The organism is Bradyrhizobium sp. CCBAU 65884 (genome assembly GCF_028128835.1).
GTDB lineage: Bacteria > Pseudomonadota > Alphaproteobacteria > Rhizobiales > Xanthobacteraceae > Bradyrhizobium > Bradyrhizobium ottawaense.
Genome location: NZ_LBJU01000134.1, coordinates 456,688 through 478,341, shown reverse-complemented (window position 1 = coordinate 478,341; position 21,654 = coordinate 456,688). Strand labels below are relative to the sequence as shown.

The 21,654-nt window shown below is 65.8% G+C and carries 6 protein-coding genes; 3 read left to right on the top strand and 3 right to left on the bottom strand.

What is annotated here, in order from left to right; translation table 11 throughout:
- Positions 1-36: 36 nt before the first annotated feature.
- From XI03_RS40095 to XI03_RS40085, 3 genes are all read left to right on the top strand, one after another.
- The gene (locus XI03_RS40095; RefSeq protein WP_028142430.1) at positions 37-786 is read left to right on the top strand and encodes a hypothetical protein; all 750 of its coding nucleotides are present in this window, start codon (positions 37-39) and stop codon (positions 784-786) included.
- Positions 787-855: 69 nt separating this feature from the next.
- A complete protein-coding gene (locus XI03_RS40090) occupies positions 856-17,850 on the top strand; it encodes a leukotoxin LktA family filamentous adhesin (protein WP_271595216.1) in 16,995 nt (5,664 codons plus the stop codon).
- 11 nt (positions 17,851-17,861) lie between these two features.
- Positions 17,862-19,550, top strand: coding sequence for a ShlB/FhaC/HecB family hemolysin secretion/activation protein (locus tag XI03_RS40085; RefSeq protein ID WP_271595215.1), 1,689 nt, complete (start codon positions 17,862-17,864; stop codon positions 19,548-19,550).
- Positions 19,551-19,683: 133 nt separating this feature from the next.
- Here XI03_RS40085 and bluB read toward each other — a convergent pair whose 3' ends face one another.
- Genes bluB through cobU form a run of 3 tightly spaced genes read right to left on the bottom strand, consistent with a single transcriptional unit; the run spans position 19,684 to position 21,603 of the window.
- A complete protein-coding gene (gene bluB / locus XI03_RS40080) occupies positions 19,684-20,316 on the bottom strand; it encodes a 5,6-dimethylbenzimidazole synthase (protein WP_152103220.1) in 633 nt (210 codons plus the stop codon).
- A 4-nt stretch (positions 20,317-20,320) separates the two neighbouring features.
- Positions 20,321-21,103, bottom strand: a complete 783-nt coding sequence (gene cobS / locus XI03_RS40075; RefSeq protein WP_271595214.1) for an adenosylcobinamide-GDP ribazoletransferase — start codon at positions 21,101-21,103, stop codon at positions 20,321-20,323.
- A complete protein-coding gene (gene cobU, locus XI03_RS40070) occupies positions 21,100-21,603 on the bottom strand; it encodes a bifunctional adenosylcobinamide kinase/adenosylcobinamide-phosphate guanylyltransferase (RefSeq protein ID WP_038970542.1) in 504 nt (167 codons plus the stop codon). Before cobU ends, cobS begins: the two co-directional genes overlap by 4 nt.
- Positions 21,604-21,654 lie beyond the last annotated feature (51 nt).

Sequence of the window (21,654 nt, the reverse complement as noted above, 5' to 3'; positions counted from 1 at the left end):
TTGAAGCGTTGTTTCAAGTTGTTTCGAAGGTTCTCGATGCGCAAAATCTATCTCATTCCGGCCGTCGTAGGCCTGCTCACCGTCATTGCTGCCGGACCGCTCGCGGCCCAGGGCGCCGTACCGAAGCAGAAGGCTGCGCCGGCACCCAGAGCGGCTGCGGCCGGCGCCCCCGCTGCAGCCGGCACGCCCGTCGCCGCCGGGGCGAATTCGGCCGAGACACCGGCCGCGGACGACAAGATCAAGGCGATTGACGGTTTCCGCTCCGCCAAGTTCGGCATGAACGAGGCCGATGTGCGCGCGGCGATGACGAAGGATTTCAACGCCAAACCCGACGCCATCAAGTCACAGGACAACGCATCCGAGCTGACGCACAGCATTCTGCTGTCCGTTCCCGAGTTGCTGCCGAACGGCGGCACCGCCGAGCTCTCCTACGTGTTCGGCTACAAGTCGAAGTCGCTGATTCAGGTCGGCGCGGTTTGGTCGAAGGCGACTGACGCAGCGATCACGCCGGAGAAGCTGTTCTCCAACGCCAACATCCTGCGCGCCCATTTCATGGGTGAAGGCTTCAAGCCCGACTCCATCGCCGTCAACATGCCCGTCGCCGGTGGCATCGTGATGTTCCGCGGCAGCGACGCCAGGGATCGCTCGGTGATCCTGCTCCTCCAGGGCACGTTCGAGAACAAGGAGAACAACCAGCGTGTGCTGACCCCGACCAGCCTGCTGCTGTTCTACGTGGCCGACGCCAAGAGCCCCGACATCTTCAAGCTGCCGCCCGGCCAGTTCTGATGTCTGGATCGCACGACATTCTCCCACCCGGTTGTGGATCGGCGCCAATGCCGATGACGAGGATCTGACATGCGCGGACCATCTGCGGCGCGAAACGATGACGAGCGGACGACGCTGCGCCGGCTGGCGCGGTTCCGCTCGATGTCGCTGCTCTGCGCGATGCAGATGGTCTTCCTGCCGGTGTTCAGCGTCCGTCTTCAGGCCCAGACGGCGAACGTCATCGTTCCCGACGGCCGCACCGGGACCAGCCTTCAGACCTCCGGCAGCGTCACCAACGTCACGACGTCGACGGTCTCGGGCAACAACGCCTTCAACTCCTTCTCGCAGTTCAGCGTCGGGCAGGGCAATACGGTCAACCTGCAACTGCCGACGGGGACGCGAAATCTCGTCAACATCGTTCGCGACGCGCCGGTCTACGTCAACGGCACGCTGAACTCCTACATGAACGGCTCAATCGGCGGTAACGTCTATTTCGCCGACCCCAAGGGGTTCGTGGTCGGCCGCAGCGGCGTGGTCAATGTCGGCAGCCTCAACGTCTCGACCCCGACACGGGAGTTCACCGACAGCCTGATCGGTCCCGGCGGCGCGATCAACGGCACGGCCGTCGGCAATCTCATGGCGGGCTCGTTCCCGGTCTCGCCGGACGGCAACATCCGCATCTACGGCCGGGTCAATGCCCAGGACGGCGTGCGTCTGACCGGGCAGAACGTCTTCGTCGGCGGCGCGACCCAGCGCGACATCGCCAATCTCGACCATGCCGCCAAGTTCGCGGCATCCGTCAATTCCAAGGGCCTGCGCAGCGCCAGTTCGATCACCGTCAGCAACGGTTCGATCCATATCGGCGCCGTCAACAACGCTCGCGTCAACGGCCGCCTGACCGCGCACAGCAAGACCTCGACGCCGAGCAACATCACGGTGCAGGCCGGCAACAACATCGATATCGGCAAGAACGCCAGGCTGAATATCGCCAGCAAGACCGGCGATGCCGGCGAGATCCGTCTGAAGGCAGCGCAGAATCTGACCGTGACGGGCGGGGCCAGGTTCAACGCCAGCGCGAAGACCGGCAATGCAGGTCTGGTCGATTTCAGCGCGAACGGCGTCATCGACATCGGCCGGGGCATCGAGGTCAATCTCAGCGCGGCCAACGGCAAGGCCGGCACGCTGCTGATCGATCCGACCGACCTGGTCGTCGGCGATGCCTCCCAGGGCGACACCGGCGTGACGCTTTCGAACAGCTCCGTCGCGGCTGCGCTCGCCGGGCTCAGCGCCGGTGCCAATTACCTCATTCAGGCCGATCATTCCATTACGCTCGCCGCACATGCGGTGATCGATGCCCGCCGCCTCGACGGCTCCGGCCATTCGACCGGCAACGCCAACAACGTCATCATCGACGCGCCGAACATCGATATCAAGAATGGTGCGCAGATCCTGGCGCAGTCGGTCAATTTCGGTGGGACCAGCTACGCCGACGGCAACGTCACGCTGACGGCAACGGCGAGCGACATCAAGCTGTCCGGTCAGGCCACAGCCACGACGGCGATCACGGTCGACGGCAAGATTACCGGTGGTACCGTCTCGATCACCGCGACCTCGACCGCCGTGTCGAGTTTCCTGAACGGTTCTGCGGTCGGTGATCTCGCGCTCGTCGGCTCGACGCTCGCCGCCTCGCTGCTCGGGCTCAATGGCGGCTATGTCGCGGCCAGCGCGACCGCGACGATCAACATCAACAGCCATGCCGACATCAACGGCCGCGGCGACGTCACCATTTCCGCACATGCCACCGAGACCGCGTCGGATCCGGCGGTCGCATCCACCTTGCTCGGCAGTCTCACGCCGGTCGCGGCCGGTGTGGTCGTCGGCAAGATCGATGGCAACGTGACCACCAACATCGCCTCGGGCGCGACGATCAACGCCGGCGGCAACCTCGAGATCAAGGCGCTCAACGATGCGACCATCGCCGTCTCTGCCCTCGCGGCATCGACGAGCGCGCAGATCGTCCCGACGGTGGCCTATTCCAAGGGCTCGGTGACGACGACCGCCAACGTCGAGACCGGCGCGCATATTGCTGCCGGCACGGTGAACACGAGCGGCAGCACCCTGAAGGTGCGCGCGATCAACAACAATTCGTTCTCAACCAGCGCGACGTCGGTTGCTGCACCCGGATTGGGGGCGAGCGGCGCCGTCGGCGGCGCGTTCGCCATCAGCGACATCACGACGTCCGTGACCGCGACGCTCGGCGCATCACTCGGAACCGATACCGCCAACCGGATGAACGGTTCCGTTCTGGTCGAGGCGACGTCCGACACGACGAGCAATTCCACGATGGCTTCGTCCATCGCCGGCCTGCCGGCGCTGATCGCGGCGATCGAGAGAGGACTGCGTTCCGTCACCGCGCCGACGTCGATCATCCAGGACCACATGTCCTCGCTAGTGCCGCTGAACTTCAATTTCAAGGCTGCAGGCGCGCTTTCCCTGGCCAACAGTACGCAGAGTGCGACCGCTGCGATCGCGCAAAACCCGAGCGGCGGCGCGCCAAGCATCTATGCCAGCGGCAACGTCGCCGTCGCCAGCAACGTCATCGATCGCGGCGTTCGCAGCAACGCGACGGCCAGCGCCATCACGAAGGACGTGGTGTCCGGCGAGAGCACGGCCATCAGCGCGGCCGTCGCCTGGGGCAATTTCACCCACAATTCGAACGCCTATGTCGGCAATGGCACGCTGATCAACGCGGCGAACATCGCCGTCGATGCCACCACCGAACTGCCGATCACCATTTCCTGGCTGAAGTGGGATGGTTTGGGCGCGGTGCTGAGCCACCTCAACGGCAATCTCGGCGTCGGCGGCAACATCCTGACCAGCTACGCCAACGCCACGGCGGACGCCGGCGACACGATCGGCATCGCCGGCTCGCTGAACCATTTCGTCGTGAAGAACAACACGACGGCGTGGGTCGCCGGCAGCGCGAACCTGACGGCAAACTGCGCCGCGGCGGCCTGCGGCAGTGGCACCGGCTGGTCGGTCGGAATGGACAATGGCGACCTCCACACCTACGACACCAGCATTCAGGTTGCGGCGACCACGATGACCGCGTCGATCGACGCCGCCGGCAATGTCGGTACGCTCGGCTTCCTGACCGGCAACACGTCGGGCGGCTCTTCGGTCGGCGGCGCGCTCAATCTCGTCCAGTTCAACACCAACACCATTGCCGGCGTCTCGGACCGCGCGACGCTCCGGGCGGCGGACGACATCGCCGTCAACGCGATCACGTCGGACCAGTTCGTCGCCGTCGCGCCGTCGTCCGGCAAGGCCGCGGGCGCGCTGGCGCTGAACGGCATTACCTCGCTCGGCTTCCTGAACAACACGACGCATGCGTCAATCTCCAGCCAAGCCACTGTCTATGCCCCGACCGTCAATATCCTGGCACAGCAGGATCTGTCGGTCGTGACACTGGCCGGCGCGATGAGCCGAAACACCAGCGGCGGTTCGGCCGTCGGGTTGGCTGTCGCCTATCTCGGTGCAAACACCGACACCTCCGCCTATATCGGCGACAACCATTCCGACATCCGGCCCGGCGTGTTCAGCGCCAACGATCCGTTCGCCGGCACCAGCGGCGGAAGCGGGGCGGTCAATGTCGACAATCTGACACTCAGCGCGACCACTTCGGGGCGCATCACCGCTGCCGCCGTCGCGGCAGCCGTCTCCGACCCGGCGTCGTCGAATTTCTCCGACAAGGCAGGCGCTGCCGGCGCCGCCTCGACCGGAGGCACCGCCGGCGTGACGACGGCCGCGAGCAAGATCGGCTCGTCCTCGGGATCGAGCACCGAAGGCTTCAGCATCGATCTCGCCGGCAGCTCGTCGATCAGCGACGTCGCACTCGGCACCAGCGCCTATATCAGGAACACGACGGTCAACAAGTTCACCACGACTGGGACCGTGATGACCAACACGATCGTCCAGGCGCTGAACGACACCATGCTCAACAATGGGTCCGGCTCCGCGGCGCTCAATCTAGCCGGAGCATCCGCTCAAGGGGCCGCGATCGGCGGCGCGATCGCCGCGGCGATGTCGAACAATGCGACGCTCGCCTATATCTACGGCACCACCCTGAGCGACCAGAGTTCGGTGACGGTGCAAGCGCTCAATGGCGGCTCGGAGACCGTCGTCGCGCTCGGCGTGGCAGGATCGAAATCCAATGCCGCGTCACTGTCGGCCTCCGTCGGCATCGTCACGGACAGTGCCAACGCCTATATCGAGAGCTCGACGATCACGGGCCAGTCCACCGGCGTCAATCGCGCGCTCGAGGTCGATGCCTACCAGACCACGAACATCGCGATTGGTGGTGGCTCGCTCTACATATCGGGTGGCCAGGCCGGCGTCGGCATCGGCCTGACCTATGCGTCGGTCGCCGATCCCACGGGCGGCAACGCGACAGATGCGCATATCCGCAGCACGTCGATCTCGAACTACGACACCCTGCTGGTGTTGGCCGACAGCGCCAGCGTGATTGCGGCCGGTGCGGCCTCGGGCGGGGCGGGGTCCAACGGGCTTGCCGGTGCGATCGTCGTCAGCGAGATCGCGCCGACCACGACGGCCTACATCAACAGCGGCGCGACGGTGAACATCAATGTCGGTGGCGTGACGGTGCTGGCCGACAGCGGCGCCGTCTCGGCGCTGGACACCGCGCTCGGCAACCTCGTCAAGAAGTCGAACAACAACCATCTCGCCACCGACACCTGCACGGTCGCTGGCGGCACGGGCGGGCAGAACTGCATCGACTTCAGCGCGGCCGCGCTCAACGACGGCACGGGCAATGGTCCCGGCGCTAGCATCGTCTCCGTTGCGGGTCTCATCCAGGCCGGCAAGAACAATGCGGGCGCCTCGATTGTCTACAACACCATCGCCACCACGCATTCGGCCTACATAGCCAACGTGCTGATGTCGGCCCCAGGCAATGTCCGCGTCAGTGCGGTCGATTCCTCGAAGATCCAGGCGGTTACGATCGGGTTCGGCCTTGCGACCGGCCAGTTTGCCGGCGTCGGCGGCACAACGATCAGCTCGATCGCCAACACCGTTTCGGCCGCCATCGGCAACAACCTGTCGAGCGCGTCGCAATCCTCCGTCACCGGACGCAACATATCCGTCAACGCGACCGACAATTCCAGCATCACCGGCACCGCCGCCATTGCGGGCGCCTCGACGCAAGGCAGCGCCGCGGGCCTGGCGCTGGTCTACAGCAGCATCGCCAACAATGTCAGTGCCGGCGTCACTGGCTCCAAGCTGACGGCCTCGGGCAGCGTTGCCGTCGGTGCGAACTCGAATGCCAGCATCTCGACGGTCGCCGTCGGTGTCGCGATGTCCTCGCAGGTCGGGCTGGCCGGTTCGGTCGCCACCAATCTGATGGGGACCAATGTCACGGCTAGCATCACCGCCGCCGGTACCAACGGCATCAACGGCGCTGACGTCACCGCCGCCAACAATGTCGGGGTGATCGCCGGCAACAACGACAAGGCGGCCGTGTTCGCCGGTGCCTTGTCGATCAGCAAGGGGGCGGCCGGCGGCGCGGGTTCGCTGGTGACCAACCAGATCACCGGAACCACCGCAGCCTATATCAGTGGTGCCAACACCAAAGTCGATGCGCGCGGAACCAGTTCGTCCGATACGCTGTCGGTCAACAACGGCACGCTCGTCCATGCGTTCGATCTCGGCGCCGCCCATGCGCCGACCGACACCACGCCCGACCTCTCCGAGAACCAGGACACCGTGCGCGGCCTTGCCGTGGTCGCGAGCTCGCACCAGGCCGTCGTGACCAACGTCGCCTCGCTTGCCGCGAGTTCCAGCATCGCGATCATGATCAACCCCATCACCAATGTGATGAGCGGGGCGACGCGAGCCTATATCGACAGCGCGGCCATCGACACGCGCCTGACCTCCTCGACGCTCAAGCCGCAGATCGAGGTCGCCGCGTCGAGCTTCTCCTATTCCGGCGCGTTCGGCGCCGGCATCGCTTACGGCAGCAGTGGCGGCGGTGGCGCGACGATCATCTCGACGACGATGTCGCGCGAGACCTTGGCCTATATCACGAATGCCACTGTCGGCGGCGTGCAGTCGTCGAGCGAGACGGTCGGCGCCGTCACTGTGAAGGCCAATGCGGAGCAGGATGCGTCGTCGATCGCGATCGGTTTCAACACCGGCTCGGTCGGGCTCAACGTCTTCCAGGCGACCACGGAAGCCTATGTTGACGGCGGCGCGCTGACGGCTTCGTCACTGACGGTGAACGCCAACAACAACACCGGCATCTTCTCCGCGAACGGCTCCGGCGCCTATGGCAGCCAGGCCGCGATCGGCGCGGCGTTCCTGGTCCAGGTCTCCTCGAACCGGACGCTGGCCTATGTCGGCGACGAGTTCCGCTATCAGGGCAACGGCGCGGCGCACACGACCGCGCTCAATCTGAGCGGCGCGCTCGACGTCGAGGCCAAGACCAAGAACCGTTTCGAGGCCTATGCGATCGGCGGCGCGCTCTCGACCGGGACGGCGGCTATCGCCGGCATGGCCAACATTGAGGTCGCCAACAACACTACCATCGCCGGCGTCTACGACACTACGCTGCAGGGGGTGACGGGCGGTACGGCCGGTGCGGTGACGATCAACGCCAACGAAGACGTGGCGATCAAGGAGATCGCAGGCGCACTTGCGGTCGGCGCCAGCGGGGGAGGCGTCGGCGTCGGCGCCGCAGCCAACGTCATCGTGTTCAAGAGCCGGACCGTTGCCGAGAGCTGGAACAGCAATCTGAACTCGTCAGGCGCGATCAACGTCAATGCGCTCAGCACCAAGGAGGTGCTGTCCTACGCGGTCACCGCCGGCATCGGCGGCAGCGTCGGCATCGGCGCGACCGTCGGCGTCATCATCATCGGCACCAACACCGCCGATGCCGACACCCAGGGCCAGCAGACCGGTCAGCTCAATCAGGGCGGCAGCGGCACCATCGCGTCGGTCAACAGTGGCACCAGCAACACCCACGGGAGCAACGCCGTCGCCAGCGGCACGGCCGGCAATCCGAACAGCGCCAATGTCAGCTCGACCTACGACGTCAGCAACGTGCTGAGCGGCGGCAACGACGTCGTCGTCGCGCAGATCGCGGGCGGCAACGTCACGGGCACGCAGGTCAACGTTGCCGCCACCAGCGCCAACGCGGCCAAGATGTATCTGCTCGGCGCCGGCTTTGCCAAGAATGTCGGCATCGGTGCGGGCATCGGCTACACCAGCGTCAACAGCACCGTGCTCGCCAATCTGAGTGACTACGGACGCAACGGCTCCGGCGTGCTGGTGGCCGCCGATACGCCTTTGGCGGTCTCGGCGCCGATTATCACCGTTGCGGCGGTCGTCAAGGACGCGACTACCGGGCCTTATGCCGGCAAGACCGTCGACACCGAGGCCATCGCCGGCGGTGCGGCGCTTTACTTTGGCGCCCAGGCGGCTGTCGCGGTCGGCAATGTCAGCAACTCCGTGGTGGCCATGCTCGGCGGCCAGATCACCGGCACGGGCGGCACCGGCAATGGCGCCGCCGTCATGGCGCAGGATTCGACGACCCAGGTCGTCTTCACCGGCGGCGTCACCGGCGGTGCCGTGGCGGCCGGTGCTTCGGTCGCAACGGCAAGCCGAGCGAGTTCGGTCGCCGCGAGGGTTCTGAACGGCTCCACCGTCAACGTCGCGGCTCTGGCAGTTGGCGCAAGCGGTGCCGGCACGCTGACGACGACGGCCACCGCGCTCGGCGGCGGTATCGTCGCGGGCGTCGGTGCGGATGCGGAGGCGCACGAGAACTCGTCCGTGCTGGCGGAGATCGGCAGCAGTGCCTCGATCACGACATCCGCGACCGGCGTCGGCACACTGGTGTCGGCCTCGATCACGCCCAATCTATCGAGCGAGGCGATCGGCGTTTCGGTCGGCGGCGCCGCGGTCGGCGTCGCCATCGCCCAGTCCACGGTCGGCGCCACGGTCACTGCCGATGTTGGCGACAACACGAGCTTCTCGGGTGGTGCGCTTGCGGTGACCGCCATGGCGCTGGTTCCGACCAGCGGCACGTCGACATGGGCCAAGGCGCTCGCCGGCGGCGGCGGCTCGCTGATCGGGGCACAGGGCAGCTACGCCAAGGCGTCGGAAAACGCGACCGTGAGCGCCTATGGCGGGACGGGGATTACGTTGCCTAACGCCGACGTGACCATCGCGGCCGAAAACGACAGTGCCCAATACGCCGAGGCGACGGGCCTTTCGACCGGATTCCTGGCGCTCGGCGCCACCGTCGCGCAGACCTCGTCCAGCGCGCATACCTACGCCTATCTGGGTGCGCCTGCCGATATGGATAATCTGAATCACAGCAATTACACCGGTATCCTGCGGATCACGGCCACCGGCACGGATGCCAACGTCTCCAACGCGACGGTCGGCGCGGGCGGCACCTATGCCGGCGCGGCCGCGGTCGCCACGACCAGCTCGACCGCCGTGACCAACGCGCGCTTCGACGGCGGCACGGCTGATGACACGCTCTATTTCGGCGGTCTCCGCATCAATGCCAAGCACACCACGAATTACGCGGCGAGCGGCGATGCCTATCAGGCGTCCACGGCCGGCGTCTCCGCCGGCAAGGCGCGGAACGACGTCGACTCCACCACCACGGCCGAGATCGGGACGCATCTGATCATCAATTCGGCGGCCGGCGACATGGTCGTGATCGCCAACGACATCGTCAACCAGGGTGGCGGCGGCGCGCGTTCGGGTTCCGGCGGCTCGTTCTCAGGGGCGGCCGCGCTCAGCGAGTCCTTTGTGACGCAGAACGTCACCACCAATATCGGCGCCGGCACGGTGCTGAGCCTCAACGACGATCCCAGGACCTCGACGGCCGTGATCAACATCGAGGCCTACAACACGCTGAACACCAACGACACCGCGAGCCTCGCCACCGCCAGCTTCTTCGCCGGCGGCGGTGCCGAGTCCAACATGACGGCAAATGCCACGCTCGCGGTCAACATCAACGCCCGCGAGCTGTTCAGCGCCGGCAAGATCTATATTGGCACGGCCGCGAAGATGGCGGCGGCGAACAACGCCAATGCCAGCCTCTATGGCGCGATCGCTGGCGTCGGCGCCAGCACCAACAGCTGGGTTCACGCCAACCAGTCCGTCAATGTCGGCGCCGGCGCGAAGATCATGGCCTGGCGCGACATCACCATGTATGCCGGCCTGTCCGGCGATGGCCTCGTTTTCAGCAGCGTGCAGGCGACGGCGACGACGGTCGTCTACAACAACACCGCCATTCCGATCTCCACGCTGTACCGCGGCACGGCCAATGCCGACGACAGCACGAGCCTGACGCTGGCCCCGACCTCGAGCATCCTCGGCGCGCGGAATATCTATCTGGGCGCAACGCAAGGGCAGGTCACGGCCGCCGGCAACGGCAGCAATTACAATCCGTATCTGGACATCTTCAGCGCCAAGAACAGCGACAATCACAGCCACACCAGCGGAACCGGCGATGTCGCGCTCAACGGCCTGGTGGTGGCGGGCATCAACAACGACGTGACCATCACGATCGTGCTCGGCGCGAGCACGCCGACCCTGAGCACGACCAGCCCTTACTCCGCGCTGACCCTCGAGGCCGTTTCCGATGTCAATCACTTCAGCCCGGTGATGAGCTGGAACCACCAGACGGTCCAGTACACTGTGGTCGGCAACTTCAATCCGTACCAGCTGGTGGTCAACCAGCTGGCGTCGCTGACCGGCCTGACAGAGGCGCAAGTACGCTCCCAGCTCGCGGCGGCCACGCCTACGGCGCCCGCGACGATGGCGCCGTCCGGCACCGATCCGACCGGCGACATCCAGCGCCAGATCGACACGCTGATCAAGCAGGCGCCGTTCACCTCCGACGCACCCGGCAACGCCTTCGCGTTCGGCGACATGCTGGTGTCCGCCGGCAACGTCTCGATCCTGGCGCAGAAGCTGACCGGAAACAGCGGCACGAACCCGGCCGCGCCCGCGGTCATCGCGCGCAGCTCGCCCTTGATCAAGATCGAGAACAAGGGCCTCGACTTCATGAGCCTCGGCAACCTCACGGTCACCGACGTGAGCGGAGGCAACATCACCTACCGCCAGATCGACCATGTCGACCCGGATTCGCACTCCAATGTGACCTTCACCGCGATGCCGAGCGCAACACCGGTCATCGACATCTCGGCCACCTATAACCGCCTGGATCCTGACTCCGGTCAAGGCATTGACCAGAACGGCAACGTGCTGACCCGCACGCCCGACATCTATTTCAATGGCGCCGTCAACAACGCGAACGGCCTGCTCAAGATCATCAACAATCTCGGCAGCGTCGTCGCATCGCAGTCGCTCAGTGCCGCGACCGTCCAGATCGTGGTGCCAAAAGGCACCTTCACCTTCCTCGGCGGTATCGGGAGCTTCTACGACAGCGGCAGCGCGGTCACCTCGCAATGGGCCACCACTGAAAACAGGCCGGAAGACACGCTGACCGCGGTGATGACGGCGGCGACCTATCTCGGCGCCTACGGCGACTACTATACCGCTCCGCATATCGCTTCGGGAACCGATCACCCCTATTTCTATTACTGCTGCACCGACGGCAGCCACGGCGTGTATCAACCCGTCGGCAACGCCGACGCCAGCACGATCTTCACCGCGCGCATGCTGATGACGTATTACGACGGCACCTCGCTCTATTCATCGATCTTCCTGCCGGTGGGCAGGGGTACGCCTGGGAACACCAGCACTCCCGATGCCGGCAGCGTGCCTGACATCGCGACCCTCAAGATCATCGAGGGGCAGTCGCAGGACTCGACCAATGTCGTGCTCGCGCAGTGGAAGAAAACGACTTATGACGGCCGCAACGTTTACACCGATAGCGGTCCGTACAAGACGCCGTTCAACTGTGCGTCAGCCTGCGACAGCTCGGGCTTCTTCCAGGTGATCAACATCCAGCCGGATGCGATCACGCCGAAGACCGCCAATTCGCCGGCCACCGCGACAGCCTCCCGGACCATCAGCGGCCAGGCGGTCATCATCTCGGCGTCGGTGATCAACATCAATGGCACCATCCAGGCCGGCTCGAGCAGCAATTACTCGGTCGACATCGGCGCCGCGGCGTACGATGCCATCTATGGCAGCAACGGCCTCAAGAACCGCAACGGCGGCGCGGACTTTGCCGCGGCCCAGGCCAATGCGCGCAACGGCGTCTATTACGATATCTCGGGCTCCGTGACGGCGTCGGCCAGCGGCGACGCCAAGATCGGGGTCAGGTACAACGCTCTCACCGACCAGCTCATCCTGAATGGCGTGGCGCAGGGCGCCGGCGGCTACGTCTACCTCAACGGCAAGATCATCTCGACCTCGACCGACAGCACCCAGACCCAGGGTAACATCGAGATCAAAGGCGGCGCCGGCACGGTCACCGTCAACAACACCAGCGGGCTCCAGCTCGTCACCAACACCATCAATACCAGCGTCACTGCCCAGAGCGTGGTCGAGATCGTCGACCAGCTCAAGGGGAAGACGACGTGGTGGGTCTACGATCCCAAGGCTGCAAGCAGCCAGCAGGTGTCGCGGTACGAGACCAACAGTGTCACTGCGGCCGCGATCGACCCGTCGATGCTTGCAGCGAGGACCGGTACGGCGGGTATCCAGTACGCGACGAAGGAGAACATGCTCTATCAATGGGTCGACACCGCGACGCTGGATCGTCTACCCACCAGCACGCAGTTCGACTACGGCTGGAGCTTCACGCCCAATCAGACCACCGGCGAGAGCTGGACCCGCTCGACCAGCCTGGTTTCAGGCACGCAGAGCACCAACTACCAGAAGGTCACGACCGCCACCGGCAGCTATCACTGGGCGGGCGGCACGAACCCGGACGGGAGCCCCGTTGGACTCAACACCCACTCCAACGCGTGCTGCGGCGCAGATGCCCAGTACAACTGGTACCAGGCGATCTATGATCATTTGACGCTCTCGCTGACCAACACGGTCAAGGCGTCGAACCCGATCAACATCAAGTTCACCGGTGGCAGTAGCAGCGACGTCGTGGTCAATTCGACCTCCGGTATCGTCATCAACGGGTCGATCAACAACCAGCAGGGAACGACGACGCTGGCCGCCACCGGCGCCAACTCGTCCATCACGGTCGGCGCCAATGCCAACAACCCGGTGATCTCGGGGACGAGCGTGACGCTTCGGGGTGACGGCGGCATCGGCACGCTCGGCGCCAACAGGACGCCCGTCCAGGTGCAGATCTATGGTGGCAGCCTGACCGCCAGCTCGATCGACCGCGACATCGCGATTTCGGCCATCGGCGCGCTGTCGATCAACCAGGCGAAGGTGAATTCGGCAGGCGCCACGCCGCAGGGCAACGTGTTCCTGTCGGCGACCGGCGACATCAACTCGGCCTCCGCCTACAACCCCGCCAATCCCGTCGTGATCGGCAAGAACATCGAGATCAACTCCGCCTCCGGTGCCATCGGCGCGACGAGCGCGGTGGTCAACGGCGCGTCCACCCTGACCAACATCAATCCGCTGGTGATCCAGGCGACGGGGACGGTTCAGGCGGGCGGCAGCGTGGATGGCGGCGTGCTCGACAGCGCCTCGGCCACCGGCACCTACATCATTCAGTCCAAGGGCGACCTCCGCCTAGGCACGATCCAGTCGACCGGTGGCCCGGTGTTCCTGGAGGCCGCCGGCTCCGACGGCAACCAGGCCAACATCCTGAACGGCCGGGCGGCGGTCGGCCTGACCCAGGCACAGAGCCAGCATCTTCAGGACGTCCAGGCCAGCCTCGACCTTGTCAGTGGCAACGCCGCCACCAACGCCGTCAACAGCTATCAGTCGATGGTGACGTCGGCCTACAACGACTATTTCCAGCTCAAGAACATCGCCTTCCCGAACGGCAGCACCTACAACCCGACCTCGGTGGGGCAGACGGTGCTGCGGGCGCAGGTGGCGGCCAAGCTCGGCATCGACCCTGCCGACGTCACCGCGACGCAGATGAAGACCGAGGCCACGACGCGGTTCCTGAGGGATCAGTTCCTGCTCGGCAAGATCACCACCGACGAGCTCAAGACCTCGCTGACGACATTGCTCGGTGCCGCTCCCGCGGATCCGCTGGGGACCGTGTTCGGCAGCTCGCTGTCGGCGACCCTGTTCACCAAGCTGTTCGACGGCGTGGCGACCACCAGCCAGCGGATGCCGAGCAACACGGCGTTGCAAACGGCGCTTGGCGCTTACAATGCAAACTACAGCTACACGCTCGCATCGACCGAGCGGGTCTACAGCATCATCACCGCGGGCTCGCAGTGGACCCAGAGCCAGCTCGCCTACACGGTGTCGTCGTCGGCCGTCGGTGCGGCACCGCCGCCGATCGACGAGAACGTCATCGCCAATGTCAGCGCCAACCAGATCATGCTCTACGCGCCGCGCGGCTCGGTCGGCAATTCGGCGGCGCCCCAGACCTTCACCTTCACCAGCGTCGATTCCTCGTCGCTGACGCCGGAGCAGAGGGGTTTGCTGGCCACCGCCGGCCCCGGCCAGCTCACCGTCGGCGCGGTCACGGATCCGACGACCCATGTCACGACCTATACGGTCAGCCTGTCGCAGCAGAACCTCGTCGTCGTCGACAACCCGATCGCGATCTCGGCCAAGGCGCTGACCAACATCTATCTCGGCAGCAAAAACAGCCTCGCGCTCGGCGGCGTCACCGCCAATTACGGCCCGGTCACGGCCGCGCAGACCAACGGCATCGAGGTGACCGGCCGCGGCGACGTCAAGCTCGACGCCGTGACCAGCATCTCCGCCAATGTGGGCGGGGCCGTGATCTCGGGCGATATCGCCAACCTGACCCTGATCGCCGAGCATGGCAATGTCGGCGCGCCGGGCGCTGCCGGAAGCAATCCCGCGACCAACGCCAACGCGCTTCAGATCGCGTTTGCCGATCCGGGCAACGACCAGCTCGACCAGGTCTCGTCGGCGCAGGGCATCTATGTGAAGCAGACCACCGGCGATCTCATCCTCGGCAACATCGCCGCCGGCAATGCGATCCACCTCGCCGCGACCGGCAGCATCTACGCCGAGGCCGATTTCACGGACCGCTCCGCGATCCACATCCTAGGCACCGACCTCGACCTGCGCGCCGGCGGCAGCATCGGCTTCAACGGCGGGGCCTTCCAGCCGCTGCAGGTGAACATCTCCGGCGCGGTGACCGGCTCGGCGGTCGGCGATCTCAGCATCCTCGCGGTCACCGGCGATCTCGCGGTCGGCACCAGCGGCCCCTATGGGGCGCTGACGGCTGGCGGCGCGTTGACGCTGAACGTGGCGCGCGGCGCGCTCACCATCAATACTGGCATCACCAGCGACGGCCTGATGCAGCTGCTCGCCAATCGCGGCATGACCTTCGCGGCCGGCACCAGTGCGGCGCCGGTGGTTGCGACCAGCAGCACGGGCGGCGTGACGCTGGTTGCCGCGACGCTATCGATGGGCGCCTATTCGGCCATCAACGCGCCCGGGTTGATCTCGGTGACCACCACGGGCGATGCGACGATCGGCCAGCTGAATTCCTCGCAGTCCTACGCTGCCGCCTCGAACGCCCCGTCGATCATCGTCACCGCCGGCGGCGTCGCCTCGCTCGGTGCGATCATCGACAATGGCGACGGCCAGACCAAGTTCATCGCCTCCGGCGCGGGCGCCGAGCTCTCGCTGAGCGCATCGAACGGCATCGGCAGTGCGACCGGGCGGTTTACCTTCAGTGCCGCGCGGCTGTCTGCGAGCGCGAGCGCCGGCGATATCTACGTCAAGGTTCTCGCTGACACCGAGGTGAGCCTGCTGTCCGCGGTGAAGGGCAGTGTGGACATCATCGGCACCGGCGGACTGAGGCTCGACCAGGTGCTGGCGGGCACGGCGACCGGCGCGAGCGGATCTTTCCGCGCCGTCGCGAACAATGGCAGCATCCTCATCGGCACCGCCGAGAGCAGCGGTTCGCAGACGGTCCACGCGACCCAGAATGTGACGTTCAAGTCGCTTGCGGCCACCGGCAATAGCGGCGACGTCGGCAACATCAACGTCACCGCCGACACCGGCTTCATCCTGGCCCAGACGGTGACGTCGGGCGGTGTGACCACGTACGGCTCGGTCTCGGCCCATGGCTCGGCGAGCCTCGTTGCGGCCACGACCATCAGCGGCAACACGCTCGCGGCTTCGACAGGCTCGGGGCTGCTGACGGCAACCGGCCCGATCAACTGGAACACGCTCAACGTCGGGACGACGCTGGGCGCGACTGCGGGGCAGGGCAGCATCACCCTCCAGACCGCGCAGAGCGGCGGCACGCAGACCATTCGCGCCCACGACAACGTCACCTTCAACGCGCTGACCGCGATGGGCATCAACGGCGATGCCGGCAGCATCAACGTCACCGCCGACACCGGCTTCATCCTGGCGCAGCCGGTGACCTCAGGCGGCGTGCCGACGCTCGGCTCGGTCTCGGCCCACGGCTCGGCGAGCCTCGTTGCGGCCACGACCATCACCGGCAACACGCTCGCGGCTTCGACGGGCTCGGGCCTGCTGACTGCCACCGGCCCGATCAACTGGAACGTCCTCAATGTCGGGACGACGCTGGGCGCGACCGCGGGGCAAGGCAGCATCACGTTCCAGACAGCGCAGAGCGGCGGCACGCAGACCATCCACGCCCATGACAACGTCACCTTCAACGCGTTGACGGCGACGGGCATCAACGGCGATGCCGGCAGCATCAACGTCAACGCGGACACCGGTTTCATCCTCGCGCAGACCGTGATTTCAGGCGGCGTGCCGACGCTGGGCTCGGTCTCGGCCCACGGCTCGGCGAGACTGATCGCGGCGGGTGCGAACACCGGGCATAACCTCACGGCCACCGCCGGCAATGCAGTCCTCAGCGGCACGGTCGTTCATTGGGATAATCTCAACGTTGGCGGCACGCTCGACGTCACCGCGACGACCGGAGGGATCACCGTCGGCACCGCCATCAGCGGCGGCACGCAGACCCTGCATGCCGTGAACGACGTCGTCTTCAGCCAGCTCACCACGACGGGGATCCCGGGCGATGCCGGCGATCTCAACGTCAAGTCCGACACGGGCTCGCTCCGCGGCGGATCGATCTCCGCCCACGGCGACACGCATTTCGATGTGGTCGGACCGGTCTCGCTCGACCGGATCAGCGGCGACATCGTCAAGATGACCTCGTCGGGTGATTTGACGATCAACTGGGTCAGCGTCGTGCGAGAGCTCGACCTCGCGGCTGATACGATTAACGTCAAGGGCGAGCAGATCCGTTCGAACCCGGCGGTCCCGCTGATCCTGAACGTCACCGGCTACAACGGCGGCGTTGCGAAGTCTGCCAACATCTCGATCGACCCCGACCACATCATCGTCAACCAGTTCAGGGTGGTGGACGCGACCTTCTGGACCGATGCGCCGGCCGTCTCGATCCTGAACGGCTACGTGCCGGGCCAGCTCATGCTCACCACGGCGACCCAGCAGATACTCCTGAACAACCGTACGCCGGCGCCGTCCAATTGGCCGTCGCTGCAGCTGTATCAGCCGGGCGGCGTGTTCACGATGAGCCAGCTCGGCAACGCCAATGTCAGCAATGCCTATGTGGTGTTCTACACCGGCGACGTCTCGGCGACCGTCACCAATTTCGGCCCGACCCACAGCTGCTGCAATGTCTTCACCGGTGCCAGCATGGCGCGCAACATCGCGGTCGACGGCGAGGGCAAAGAGAGCATCGAGACCTGGCTCGCAAAGAAGGATGGGGGGACCTTCTACCTGCTCGGTCTCTCCGGCCAGGCGCGGCTGGACGCGCTGCTGACGCCACGGCCGGTCGAGGCCGTCGGCTCCGGCCCCGCCGTCAACGTCGAAGGGCTCAGCGACATGCGCAAGCTGCGCCAGAAGGGGCAGCGTGCGGGACGTCCGGGCTGGAAGGATGCGGCGGTTGAAACGGAAAAGCCGGCCGTTGGCCGTCTCGCACAGGCATGGTAATTGGATTCGGGATGCGGATTCTGGGGGCGTCGTTGGCGATCGGGCTTGCAGCTTGCTGCATCGCCTCTGCGCGCGCCCAGTCGATCAATCCCGGCGTGATCCAGAACGACGTCGACCGGCAGCGGCGGCAGCTCGAGCAGCAAGGCGCGCCGCCCAAGCTCACCGGGCCGGCGGTGATCGGCGGCGAGCGGGAAAAGTCCCAGCTCCTGAAGCCGGGCGGGCCGAAATTTCGCCTGCGCAAGGTCACATTCGACGAGTCCAAGTTCATCACGCCGGCGGAGCTGGATGAGATCGCGAAGAGATATGTCGGCAAGGACGTCGACATCGCCTCGCTGTTGCAGCTCGTTGCCGACATCAATGCGGTCTATGCCGCGCGCGGCATCGTCACGGGCATCGCGACCCTGCCCGAGCAGGATGCCAAGGGCGGCGTCGTCCGCGTCAAGCTGACCGAGGGACGGCTGCAGAAGACGACCGTCGAGGGCAACAAGCAGACTCGCACCGATTACATCCTCGATCGCGTGAAGGAGCCCGAAGGCGAGGTCCTCGACGTTCCAAAACTCAACCGCGACGTGATCTGGTTCAACCGGACCAACGACGTGCAGATCAAGGCGCTGCTGCAGCCCGGCACGAGCTTCGGCCTCACCGACCTCCAGTTCGCGGTGATCGAGCCGCCGGTCGACACCTTGCAGCTCTTCACCGACAATCAGGGTTCCGAAAACACCGGGCGTTGGGAGGGCGGTGCCTTCTACAAGCGCCACGGATTGTTCGGCGTCGACGACCGCCTGACCTTCTACGGCGTCCGCTCCGACGGCAATCTCAACGGCAATGTCGCCTACAGCATCCCGGTCAATCCCTGGGGCGGCCGCGCCGGCGTCAGCTATACCGAAGGCAAGATCAAGATCGTCCAGGGGCCGTTCGTCGCGCTCGACGTCACCGGTCGCTCGAGCCAGGCCGCTGTCAATTTCAGCCAGCCGGTCTGGGTGACGCAGGACTGGCTGGTGCTGCTCAACGCGGCCTTGACCGAGGGCAAGACCGTCAGCCGATTTGCCACGGTCGCCGTCACCGACGACCACTACGACAAGACCACGGCTGGAATCTCGGTGACCAAGTCCGGCAACACCTATTCGATCACGGTCTCGCCGGCAGTGAACTACGTCGCGTGGCATGACTATGTGCTCGGCAACAACCGCGCGTTCAACACCTACACCGGCTCGCTGATCGCGACGAGCGCCGCAGGGCCCCAGAACTTCAGCGCCAATGTGCTGGCGAGCTGGCAGTACACGCAGGAGAAGCTGCTGCCCGGCGATCAGATCTTCTCGATCGGCGGTCCCACCACCGTACGCGGTTATCCCTCCAATGCGGCCTCCGGCGACAGCGGCTATTATCTCAACGCCGAGCTGCACTACAACTGGTCGCAATGGCTCAGGGGTTTCGACACCTACATCTTCACCGATTGGGGCGCGGTGTATTCGACCTTCCCCGGCGTCACCGAAATGGCCTCGGTCGGCGTCGGTTTCTCCTGGACCTATGCGCAGTTCATGACCTTCGAGGCAAATTACGCGACGCCACTGAAGATGGCGGTCTCGACCCAAAACCATTACGAGGCCTATGGCCGCGTCATCTTCCGCCCGCTGCTGATGTTCCAGAAGCCGGAGCCACCCGCGCCTGTGGCGGCGGTGGCCGGCAGGAGCAGGTCGTAGCGGAAGGTTGTGCCGCTCTCTCCGCCGTCATTGCGAAGAGCCCTTGCGATCCTGGATTGCTTCGCTTCTCTCGCAATGACAGAGGATGGATCGACTGCTGGTATCTGACGGGCGAGCTTGAGGCGCGATCCGCTTAACGCCGCAACGTAAACTCGTCCGCGCCGCGCCGGTGCTCCCATTTCGCCTGCTCCAGCTCGGGCTGGTCGCATTCGGCTTCCGGATAGCCGATGCAGAGATAGGCGATGAACTTCCAGGTATCGGGCACGTCGAGGACGACGTGGATGCGATCCGGGTTGAGGATTGAGACCCAGCCGATGCCGATGCTCTCGGCGCGCGCGGCGAGCCACATCGCGGTGATGGCGGCGACCACGGAATACTCGGTCGTCTCCGGCATGGTCGCACGGCCGAGGCCGTGGCCGATGTCGCTGGCCTTGTCGGCGAACACGGCGAGGTGACCGGGGGCCTGCTCAAGGCCCGACAGTTTCAGCGTGGCGTAGCGGGCCGCGCGTTCGCCGGAATAGCAATTCAGTGCGTCGGCGTTGCACGCCGTGAAATCATCGATGATGGCGCGACGTCGTGCAGCATCATCGACGGTGACGAAGCGCCAGGGCTGGCTGAGGCCGACCGAGGGCGACAGGCAGGCGGTCTCGATCAGGCGATCGATGGCGCCGGCCGGCAGCGGGTCAGCTCGAAAGCGGCGGACGTCGCGGCGCCACACGAACAGCTCGCGCAAGTGCTGACGGAAGGTGTCGTCGAACTCGACCATGAGATCAGCCTCCCATCCGGAAGGATGCCGCGACCAGCAGAATGAGAATCTCGCCGATCTGCTCGAACGCACCGAAGATGTCGCCGGTCTGCCCGCCGATCTGGCGCACGGCAAGCCGCGCCAGCAACAGGCCGGCGAGCGACAGCACGATCAGGCCGACCAGCGCCTTGCCCGGCCCCAACGCGAGAGCGAGCGCGAGCGTTCCAAGAGCGAAGGCGATGGCGACGCTGCGGCCCGGCGGCGATCCCGCGCTCGCCGACAGCCCGTCAGGCCGCGCTGGCGGTACCAGTGACATGAAGGCCGGCACGCCCGCGCGGGCGGCGGCGTGCGCGGCGCAAAGCGCAAATGCCACCAGCAAGGGATCGGCGATCGCCGCGAGTGCGCTCCAGCGCAGGCCGAACGACAGGATCAGCGCGCAGACGCCGTAGGTCCCGATCCGGCTGTCGCGCATGATCTCGAGCTTGCGCTCGCGCGTGCGGCCGCCGCCGAGCCCATCGGCCGTATCGGCAAGACCGTCTTCGTGCAGCGCGCCGGTGATGAGGGCGGTCGTGGCCAGTGCGAGCAGGGCGGCAATGTTCGGCGTCAGTCCGAAGCGGATGGCGACCTTGTAGACGAAAGCGCCGGCAAGGCCGACCAGCAGTCCGGCCACGGGTAGCGCCCATGTCGCACGCGCGACGGCGCCATCGGCCGCGGGCTTGGACGATGCCACGGGAAGGATCGTGACGAACGACGCCGCCATCCTGAGATCGGCGACCATGTCCTTGAAGAGTTCGGAGCGCGGCATCATTTCAATTTCATGGGCAAACCGGCGACGACGAACTCGACCTCGTCGGCGGCTTCGGCGATGATCTGGTTCATGATGCCGGCGGCGTCGCGATAGCTGCGCGCCAGCGCGTTGTCGGGGACGATGCCGAGACCGACTTCGTTGGTCACGAAGACGACGGGGCTTTTCAGGCGGGGCAGGGCGGCGGCGAGTTCTCCGACTTCGCGCTCCCAGTCGCGCTCGGCATGCATCAGGTTGGAGAGCCACAGCGTCAGGCAGTCCACGAGCGTTGCGCCGCCACCGTCGGTCGCGATCAGCGCGGGGACGAGATCGAGCGGCACCTCGCGCTCGATCCAGTCGGTTCCGCGGCGCGCGCGGTGCTTGGCGATCCGCGCTTCCATTTCGCTGTCAAGCGCCTCAGCCGTCGCGACATAGACGGGCTGCCCGGGGAAGGCGCGCGTGCGCATTTCCGCACGCTTGCTCTTGCCCGATCGCGCTCCGCCCGTGATCAAGATGACGGCCATAAAGGTCTCCTGTAAGCCTGACTAATCACCAAACGCGGCCAAAGACAAAGC